The sequence below is a fragment of the Streptomyces sp. NPDC048643 genome (assembly GCF_040650615.1).
Classification (GTDB): Bacteria; Actinomycetota; Actinomycetes; order Streptomycetales; family Streptomycetaceae; genus Streptomyces.
Map to the genome: position 1 here is coordinate 52,649 of NZ_JBEZHO010000055.1, position 9,067 is coordinate 61,715.

The window sequence follows — 9,067 nt, forward strand, 5'->3', positions numbered from 1 at the left end:
TGACGGGGAGATGGACGGCGCAGCCGCCACGCGAACAGGACGTGGGGCCGCCGACTCGGGCGCGGACGACAGCGGGGGACGCGACGCCGGTGCCCGCTCCGCGCGCGGCGCACACGGCGGTGACCCGGGCGACCACGCCGGCGGTGGCGACGCACGGAGAACGGGCGGGCGGGCCGCCGGTGCGCGGGGCGCGGGGAACGCGGGCACGGCCGGTGCGCGGGGCGCGCGCGACGCCGGTGCAGAGAGGGCGGGGGACGCGGGCGGGCGCCCCCCCACCTACGACGACGCACGTGTCGGGGACACCGCCGGGGCGGATTCCGACGCCGGTTCCCCGGCCGGCCCCCCAGCCGATTCCGCTGCCGCCGCGAAGGCCGCCGCCGTGATCGCCGCCGCGGGTGCCGGTCCCGCCGCGGGCCAGAGCGTGCGGATCGACGTCTGGATCTGGTCCGTCCGTCTCGTCAAGACGCGCTCGGTGGCCGCCACGGCCTGCCGCGGCGGGCATGTGCGGGTCAATGGTGAACGCGTCAAACCGGCGTACGGCGTGCGCGTCGGCGACGAGGTCCGGATGCGGCACGAGGGCCGTGAGCGGGTCGTGGTCGTGAAGCGTGTGATCCGCAAGCGGGTCGGACCGCCCGTCGCCGTCGAGTGCTACGTCGACAACAGCCCGCCGCCTCCGCCGCGCGAGGCCGTGGCCCCGGCCGGCATCAGGGACCGGGGAGCGGGCCGCCCGACCAAGCGGGACCGCCGGGACATGGAACGCCTGCGGGGCATGCAGGCCGGCTCGTCCGGCCCGGTCAAGTCCTCCGGCCCCGCCGCGGGTACGGCGGGAGCAGGTGGGCCCACGGATTCCGCGGACCCGTCCCGCCGCTCCCCCGGCCGCCGCTCCTCCGGCCGCCGCTCCTCCGACTCGTAGGCCCGGGGGCCGCGCCGCCTCGTTCACACAGCTCTGTCACCGCACACCGACGAGGGCTCCCCCTGGTCAAGGGGAGCCCTCCGTCTGCGGACCGTCGTCACGCGCGCTGTCCCACCCGGCGTCGGACCTGGTGGAGCAGCTCGGTCGTGTGACCGCGCCGGGCCCAGGCGATCAGCGCGAGCGGCAGCATCAGGATGAGCGGGGTCGCCGGGTACGGGCCGTGGGTGACGATGTTGACGATGAAGGCGCCGGCCATCAGCGCGATGAGCGCCACCGCCGCCACCGAGTCCAGGAGCGGGATCATGAGGGCGATGCCACCGGCGAGTTCGAGCGCTCCGATGATGTACATACCCGTGTGTCCCCAGCCGAGCTTGTCGAACGACTCGACCGCCGAGGGGTGGGCGATCAGCTTGGGCATGGCGCTGGCGATCGCGTAGAAGAGACCGAGCACGATCTGCAGGGCGGTCAGGCCGATCCGGGCGCGGCGGGAGCGCGGGGTGGCGGCGGCCTGGGCGGAGGTGGCGGCGGGGAGGGTGGTCTCGGACACGGTGGTCTCCTGTGAGGAAGCGGTGGTTGCTGCTTTCGAGGAGATAGACCGTGGGGGTGCCGGGAACTCATCGGTGCGGAGCGGGGTCTGTTTCGGCACCCTTTTTTCGGCACCACACAGGCCCCGGGCCTCGCGTCACCGCGCCCCGCTCACCCCGTCACCGCTCTCGCTGTTGCACCGCTCCCACCCCACCGCTCCCACCCCACCGCGCGTCCGACCCCTCCGCGCGTCTGACCTTTCCACCGCTTTCACGCGCCACACCCCGTCGGGGCCCTCACCCCTTCACTGCCCTCACCCACATCCCGTCGTCCGTCAGGTACCGGTCGACTCTCAGGCCGGCCTCGCCCAGCGCCTCCTCGAACTCGGCCCGGGTCAACGGCCGGGACAGGAAGGTCTGGGTCCAGGTGGCGTCCGGGAACGTGTACTCCGCGCGCACCGAGTCCACTCCGTCGCCGACCGGGTCGGCGGACAGGATGCGGGCGACGAAGCCGGCCGGGTCGACGCGCTCGCGGGGGACGTCACTGTGCCAGTCCGGGCCCTCGCGCTGGATCAACACGCAGCCTTCGCCGGTGACATGACGGGCGCAGGTGTCCAGCAGGGCCCGCCGCACCCGGACGTCCCCGGCATGGACGAGGAACGACGCCAGCACGACCACGTCGAACGTCTCACCGAGGTCGAGGTCCTCGATGGTGTTGCGCACCGTGCGCGCGCCGCGGACGTGCTCCAGCATCTCGGCGGACTCGTCCACCGCCGTGACCGCGAACCCGAGCTCCAGCAGCGGGTGGGTCATCCGCCCGACGCCACAGCCCAGTTCGAGGATGTGCGCGGCCGGTGACACCGCGGCGGTGATGATGTCCGGCTCGCTCCCGACGGGCAGCCGGGCGTAGAGCTCGACCGCGCAGCCGTCCGGAGTGATGGCCCCGGGTCCCGTGCCCTCGTATCCCTGACGCTTCTCGATCCTCATGTCCGTCCAACGGACGGCATGCGCACGGCCGTTCCCCTCCCCCATCACTCGTTCGAGTCATTCTCGCGCTCCCCCTTACAGCGCGAACCAGCCGCTCCCCCCGTACCAGTGGCCGCCCGCGCGCAGGTGGTCTCCCACCGCGCGCTCGACGCTGTTGCGTCGCGGCAGCCGGTCGACGGGCAGATCCGGGTCGCCGAAGACGAACCCGACCGGCACCCCGTCGTCCGGGCCGGTCTCCGCGGACTCGACGGCGAAGCGGTCCTGGAAGCGGATGATGTTGGAGTCGGCCGCCAGATACCTCTTGAGCTGCGGGTCGAGCAGCCAGGAGTGGCAGATGGCGATCTCGTGGCGCTCGTCGGGGTAGTGGCGGGCGAAGAACGCGCGGGCCAGCGTGAGCGAGCGGTCACAGGCGGCCGGGGAGAGCGGGCCGCGGAAGTCGGTGATGTGCAGGCTGAGACAGGGGTCGCCTGAGCCCGCTCGAAGGCCCGCCGCGGCGACGGCACGGCCGGTGCGCTGTCCCAGCACCGCCCGCTGGAACTGGAGCCGGCCCAGCTGGAACAGCTCGCCGTGGAAGTGCAGGGCTATCCACCAGGGGAACAGCAGTCCGGGGCCGCCCGCGCGCCTGTGGTGCACGGAGACGTGCCGGCCCAGGTCGGCGAGGGTGCGCCGGGACACGTCCTCCGGGATACCGCGTTCCCGGTGGTGGGCGCGGACGTACGGGAGAGCCGCGACGAAGACGAACAGGGGGAAGCAGCGGCCGAGGGCCCCGGTCGACGCCGGGAGAACAGGCGGCTCCCAGGCCGTGCCGATCTCCCCCATGTCGCGGACGAACCGCGTGACGCACCGCGCGAGGAGCGTCATCGCCTCCGGGTCGGCGGCCAACTGCCGCCGCAAGGAGACGAGTTCGTTGATGTGTTCGTGCGGCACGGACAGGTCGAGCAGGACGTCGGGCAGCTCGTCGGCGTCCGGGAGCGGCGCCGCCTCCGGGGGCGGGCCCTCACCTTCCAGGTCCTTCAGCCACTCGGCCAGCCTCGCGTCCGCCCGCAGCTCCTTCAGCAGCACTGTCGCCTCCCCCGGCGGCCGCCGTCCGGGGCCGCTCTCCTGTGGTGAACGTGCACCACGAAGAGTACGTTTCCCCATAGGAACGGTGATCCTGATGCGTACGGGCAGTGAACCGGTGACAGCACGCAGTGCGCTGCGGCTGCGGTTCTGGCTGAGCGCGTGGGGTCTGATCTGGGCCGCCGCCGGAACCGTCGCCTTCGTGCTGGCGGGACGGCCGGGCTGGGCGGCGGCCTGCGCGGTGCTGTGGCTGCTCGTCACCGTGGACATGGTGATGATCGTCCGGCACATCCGCCAGGGGCCGCACTACCAGCCGGGCCGCGACGTCCCGCCGTACGAACCGGTCGACGAGCGGTCGGCGCCCCCTCCGAAACGCCCTCCCCGTCCGCCGACGCAGCGCCCCTCGAAGCCGTCGCACCCCTGAGGCGCCCCTGTCGATCCCCGAAGCCGAGCGGCAGGCGGACGCGCAGTGCCGGGAGTCGCCCTAGGAGTCGAACCGGGCCGCTTCCAGGTACTGCGGGTTCGGGTCGAGTGCCGCCGCCAGTCTGAAGTGGCGCTTCGCCTGCTCGGGGCGTCGCTGGCGCTCGTACGTCCGGGCGAGCGCGAAGTGCGCGAACGCGTTGTCCGGTTCGCGCTCCAGGACGATCGTGAACTCCAGCTCCGCGGGGCGCAGTTGTGCGGCCGCGAAGAAGGCACGCGCGCGCAGCAGCCGGGCCGCCGTGTTCTCGGGGTGCGCGGCGATGACAGGGTCGAGGAGCTTCACCGCGCCCTGCGGGTCACGCGCGCCGAGCAGCTGCTCGGCGGCGCGGAAGTCGATGACATGCGTCTCCGGAGTGCGTCCGGTCGGTCCGCTGATCTCGGGCACGGCAGAGTCCTTCCCTCGCTGCACCGGTTCAACGCCCCGCGCGCGGGACGCTATTCCTGGGGCTGCCGGGCTCTGCGCGCGAGATCGCCCCATACGTCCGCCACGCGCCGCTCCAGGTCCGCGAGCGGCACGTCGTTGTCGATGACGATGTCCGCGACGGCCAGCCGCTTCTCGCGCGGGGCCTGCACGGCCATCCGGGCGCGGGCGTCCTCCTCGGTCATGCCGCGCAGGCGGACGAGGCGGTCGAGCTGCGTCTCGGGGCGGGCGTCCACGACGATCACCAGGTCGTACAGCGGGGCGAGGCCGTTCTCGGCGAGGAGGGGCACGTCGTGCACGACGACGGCGTCCGCCGGGGCGGCGTCCTCCAGGGTGCGCGAGCGGGTGCCGACGAGGGGGTGCACGATCGCGTTCAGTGCGGCGAGCTTCTCGGGGTCGGCGAAGACGATCGAGCCGAGCCGGGGCCGGTCCAGCGTGCCGTCGGCCGTGAGCACGTCCTCGCCGAAGGCGTCGACGACCGCCGTCAGCCCGGGAGTTCCGGGCTCGACGACCTCGCGTGCAATGCGGTCCGCGTCGATCAGTACCGCCCCGTGCTCGACGAGGAGCCGGGACACTTCGCTCTTGCCGGCGCCGATACCGCCGGTCAGGCCCACCTTCAGCATGCCTGGCAGCTTAGGGCCTGGCACCGACAGAGCACCGGGCCGGGAGGGCCGCTGCCCGGCGACACGGGCTGCGGCGGCCGGGCGGCCGCGTCAGGAGTCGCCCTCGCGCTCCGCCAGGAAGCGCTCGAACTCCTGACCGATCTCGTCCGCGGAGGGGATGTCCACCGGTTCCGCGAGCATGTTCCCGCGGGTCTCGGCTCCGGCGGAGGCGTCGTACTGGTGCTCGAGGCCCTGGACGAGGGCGACGAGCTCCTCGTCGCCCTCCTGGATCTGCCGGTCGATCTCGGTCTGGGTGCGGTGCGCCTCGGTCCGCAGGGCGTGCGCGATCCCGGGAAGCACCAGGCCGGTCGCGGCCGTGATGGACTCCAGGACGGTCAGCGCCGCGTCGGGGTACGGGGAACGCGCGATGTAGTGGGGCACGTGCGCGGCGACACCGAGCACGTCGTGTCCGGCCTCCATGAGGCGGTACTCGACGAGGGACTCGGCGCTTCCGGGGACCTGCGCCTCGTCGAACGGGCTGCGGTGGCCGGGCACCAGGTCGGTGCGGTTGCCGTGCGGGGTGAGGCCGACCGGGCGGGTGTGCGGGACGCCCATGGGGATGCCGTGGAAGTTCACCGAGAGGCGGACGCCGAGCCGCTCCACGATCTGCTGGACGGCGGCGGCGAAGCGCTCCCACTCGACATCCGGCTCGGGGCCGGAGAGGAGCAGGAAGGGCGCGCCGGTGGCGTCCTGGACGAGGCGGACGTCGAGCGTCGGCTCCTCGTACTCCGTCCAGCGGTCGCGCTTGAACGTCAGCAGCGGGCGGCGGGCCCGGTAGTCCACGAGCCGGTCGTGGTCGAAGCGGGCCACGACCTGATGAGGCAGCGAGTCGAGGGCACGGTCGACGATCTGGTCGCCCGTCTCCCCCGCGTCGATGTATCCGTCGAAGTGGTAGAGCATGACAAGACCGGCCGACTCCTGGGCGAGTGCCATGTCGACCACGGCCAGCCCCTTCGGCTCCCATGCGTACAAACCCTGCGGATCAAGCACTGTGACCGCTCCTCCTCGTGTTCGTACTGCACAACAGGGTGCGGAGCACGGACATTCCCGTTCCGCGCTCCGCACCGCTGCCTCACGGCGTTCCCCCGTCCGCCACGAGCACAGCACACGCGTGTTACGAGGACGGCACGCGTGCGTGGAGCGTCACGACGACAGCACGCGCGCGTGGAGCGCGCTGACGGCGTTGCGGGCGGAGGTGAAGGCGCCGTGCTGCCAGGCGTCGGTGTAGCTGAGCCAGTCGCCGGCGAAGTAGACGCGTCCGGTGGGCCGGTTCAGGGGCGTGTAGCGGGGGTCGTCGGGACCGCCGGGGGTGTCGTGCCAGGCGGCTTCGAGGTGCGGGGTCTGGCGCCAGTGGTGGGAGAAGGAGGAGTCGAGCTCGGTGCGGTACTTCTCGCCGTAGATCTTGACGCCGGCGGCCACCGCCCGCTTCTCGCGGTCCTTGGGGGCGAGCTTGGCGTAGGAGTCGGCGTCGGAGCCGTAGTTGTAGTAGCCGATCATGACACCGCGCCGGCCGTTGAAGCCGTAGGAGGGGTGCCAGATGTGGGTGACGTCCTGGTCGGTCTCGGTGATACCGCCGTAGATGCGGTGGTCGAGCTCCCACCAGCGGGAGCGGTACTCGAGGCCGATCTTGCCCGCCGACTGGGGGGTGATCGCCTCCAGGGCGCTCTGGACGCCGGAGCCGAGGTTGTGCGGGACCTTGGCGAGGATGTTGGGCGGCAGGGCACCGATGCAGAAGTCCGCGTCGACGGACTTCGTGCGGCCGCCCTGGGTGTACGTGACGGTGACGCCGTGGCCCTTGTCGGTGATCCGGGTGACCGCGGCTCCGGTGCGGACGCGGTGGGAGCCGATGGCCCGGGTGAGCGCCTTCGGTATCTGGTCCATGCCGCCGACGGGCTGGAACATCAGCATGGCCTGGTCGTACTCGAACTCGAAGGAGAAGTAGCGGCCGACGCCGCTCGCGAAGACCTCGGAGGCGGTGGGCACGTCGCCGAGGACGGTCCCCGGGGTTCCGGCGGCGGCGGGCACGGTGGTGTAGCCGCGGCGCGGTCCGCCCTCGTAGGCGAGTTTGTCGCCGAGTTCGCCGAAGTCCTTCAGGAACTCGACGAGCCGGTCCTGGTCGGTGGCGGTGAGTTCCTTGTCAAGGGCGCCCTTGTCGGTGGCCTTGGCGAGCAGTTCGGAGACGTAGCCGTACACGTCGGCCTTCGCGGTGCGGTGGCGCACAGGCTTGGTCATACCGGACGACTCGTTGTACATGTACGCATCCGCGTTCGTGTTCGTGAACACCTCGACGGGGACGCCGAGTTCGCGGCAGTAGTCGAGGGTGACCATCCACTGCGGGATGCGGGCCGGCCCGGCGTTCATGTACTGGCCGTCGCTGAAGCGTGCCGTCTGGGTGTTGCCGTACAGGTCGGTGGTCCTGTCCCCGCCGCGCACGGTGAAGTTGCGGCCCCCGGTACGGTCCCTGGCCTCCAGGACCGTACAGTCGTAGCCCGCCTTGCCGAGCTCGTAAGCGGAGGCGAGTCCGGCGATGCCGCCGCCTATGATCACGACCTTTGCGGCACCTCTCCCGGTGAGCGTGAAATCGCCCGACTTCGGTGCACGGTAAGGCTGTTCACGCTGGGCGGCCTGCGCGGTGGGCGCGAGGCCGAGGGCTCCCATGGTGGCGAACATCGCGCCCGCACCGCCGGTCAGACCGACGGTGCGCAAGAACGCGCGCCGGCTCGACGCACTCGATCGCTCCTGTGCTGCCATACCTTCGGCTCCCCTCTCGATCTTGGATGACCCGGGGATCCTGGCAACGGCCGGTTACAGCCCTGCGGTTACTCGTGTATCCGCCACGTTTCCCTCCCCGCACACCGCGTTGGTCCGTACCTTGACGGGGACTCCGAGCACCTCTACGTTCATGTAGGCACCCAGAGTTCATGTACAAGAACAGTCTCTTGCGAACCGACGGGAAGGTCACCCCCCATGCGCATGCGACGCCCGCTTCTCCTCCCCCTGCTCGGCGCTGCACTGGCCACGGGCGGGGTGCTGATGTCCGCCCCCACCGCGAGCGCGGCCCAGACCATCGAGGTCTCCACGGCCGCCCAGCTGAAGTCGGCGCTCACCTCGGCCGCACCCGGCGACACCATCCACCTCGCGGACGGCACGTACACCGGAAACTTCAAGACGACGACGGCCGCGAGTTCCGGCTCACGCATCACCCTCACCGGCTCCGCGAAGGCCGTCCTGACGGCGGGCGGCGGCTACGGGCTGCACCTCAACGGCGCCTCGTACTGGACGGTCCGGGGCATCACCGTCACCGGTGGCCAGAAGGGCATCATGATCGACTCGGCGAAGGGCGTCGTCGTCGACACGGTCACCGTCCACGGGCTCGACATGGAGGGCGTCCACTTCCGCAACTCCAGCACGGACGGCGCGATCAGGAACTCGAAGATCTACGACACCGGGAACGACGGTCGCGGGATGGGTGAGGGGGTCTACGTCGGCACGGCCGGCGGGACCTCGGACAGGAGCGACCGCATCGAGATCAGCGGCAACACGATCGGCCCGGACGTGGGCGGCGAGAACGTCGACATCAAGGAGGGCACGACGGGTGCGCGCATCACCGGCAACACCTTCGACGGCAGCGGACTGACCGGCGCCAACTTCGACGACTCCTGGGTCGACGTGAAGGGCAACGACGTCCTCGTCGAGAACAACAAGGGGACCGCGACCACGAACGACGGCTACGAGACCCACACCCAGCAGTCCGGCTGGGGCTGCGGGACGGTGTTCCGCGGCAACACCTCGGACCTGCGGGGCGCCACGGGCGACAAGCAGCTCGCGGTCAACGTCACGAACTCCAGCACGTCGTGCGGGACCACCGTGTACGCGTCGAACATGGTGACGGGAGGCAAGGGGCTCACCAACATCACGGTGACACCCTGACCCCGCCGGAGAACAGAACCCCCCATGGAAGTGGGGCGGGGCCGTGCGAGAGGGGGCACCGGAAGTGGGAGCAGCGTGCCACGACGGACCC

General features: G+C 71.6%; 10 protein-coding genes. 3 read left to right on the top strand and 7 right to left on the bottom strand.

What is annotated here, in order from left to right; all coding sequences use genetic code 11:
- The first annotated feature begins 379 nt into the window (after positions 1-379).
- On the top strand, positions 380-913 hold the full coding sequence (locus tag AB0C62_RS35570; RefSeq protein ID WP_362980414.1) for an RNA-binding S4 domain-containing protein: 534 nt from the start codon (positions 380-382) through the stop codon (positions 911-913).
- Positions 914-1,010: 97 nt separating this feature from the next.
- On the opposite strand, the gene AB0C62_RS35575 is transcribed toward AB0C62_RS35570, so the two are convergent.
- The 3 genes from AB0C62_RS35575 to AB0C62_RS35585 all read right to left on the bottom strand — a co-directional run bounded on the left by AB0C62_RS35575 (position 1,011) and on the right by AB0C62_RS35585 (position 3,486).
- Positions 1,011-1,460, bottom strand: coding sequence for a DoxX family protein (locus AB0C62_RS35575; protein WP_362980396.1), 450 nt, complete (start codon positions 1,458-1,460; stop codon positions 1,011-1,013).
- A 274-nt stretch (positions 1,461-1,734) separates the two neighbouring features.
- Positions 1,735-2,424 (bottom strand): class I SAM-dependent methyltransferase, encoded by a 690-nt coding sequence (locus AB0C62_RS35580; RefSeq protein ID WP_362980398.1) that lies wholly within the window; start codon positions 2,422-2,424, stop codon positions 1,735-1,737.
- Between the two features lie 75 nt (positions 2,425-2,499).
- A complete protein-coding gene (locus tag AB0C62_RS35585; RefSeq protein WP_362980400.1) occupies positions 2,500-3,486 on the bottom strand; it encodes an acyltransferase domain-containing protein in 987 nt (328 codons plus the stop codon).
- A gap of 94 nt (positions 3,487-3,580) precedes the next feature.
- On the opposite strand from AB0C62_RS35585, the gene AB0C62_RS35590 reads away from it, so the two are divergent.
- Entirely contained in the window at positions 3,581-3,907 is a 327-nt protein-coding gene (locus AB0C62_RS35590; RefSeq protein ID WP_362980402.1) for a DUF6343 family protein, read from the top strand.
- Between the two features lie 60 nt (positions 3,908-3,967).
- On the opposite strand, the gene AB0C62_RS35595 is transcribed toward AB0C62_RS35590, so the two are convergent.
- From AB0C62_RS35595 to AB0C62_RS35610, 4 genes are all read right to left on the bottom strand, one after another.
- Positions 3,968-4,348: a tetratricopeptide repeat protein gene (locus AB0C62_RS35595; protein ID WP_362980404.1), complete on the bottom strand. Its 381-nt coding sequence runs from the start codon at positions 4,346-4,348 to the stop codon at positions 3,968-3,970.
- A gap of 50 nt (positions 4,349-4,398) precedes the next feature.
- Entirely contained in the window at positions 4,399-5,007 is a 609-nt protein-coding gene (gene coaE, locus AB0C62_RS35600) for a dephospho-CoA kinase (protein WP_362980406.1), read from the bottom strand.
- Between the two features lie 90 nt (positions 5,008-5,097).
- Positions 5,098-6,036, bottom strand: a complete 939-nt coding sequence (locus AB0C62_RS35605; protein WP_362980408.1) for a PAC2 family protein — start codon at positions 6,034-6,036, stop codon at positions 5,098-5,100.
- A 153-nt stretch (positions 6,037-6,189) separates the two neighbouring features.
- Complete coding sequence (locus AB0C62_RS35610; RefSeq protein ID WP_362980416.1) at positions 6,190-7,716, bottom strand: FAD-dependent oxidoreductase; 1,527 nt, start codon at positions 7,714-7,716, stop codon at positions 6,190-6,192.
- 297 nt (positions 7,717-8,013) lie between these two features.
- On the opposite strand from AB0C62_RS35610, the gene AB0C62_RS35615 reads away from it, so the two are divergent.
- On the top strand, positions 8,014-8,976 hold the full coding sequence (locus tag AB0C62_RS35615; RefSeq protein WP_362980410.1) for a right-handed parallel beta-helix repeat-containing protein: 963 nt from the start codon (positions 8,014-8,016) through the stop codon (positions 8,974-8,976).
- Positions 8,977-9,067 lie beyond the last annotated feature (91 nt).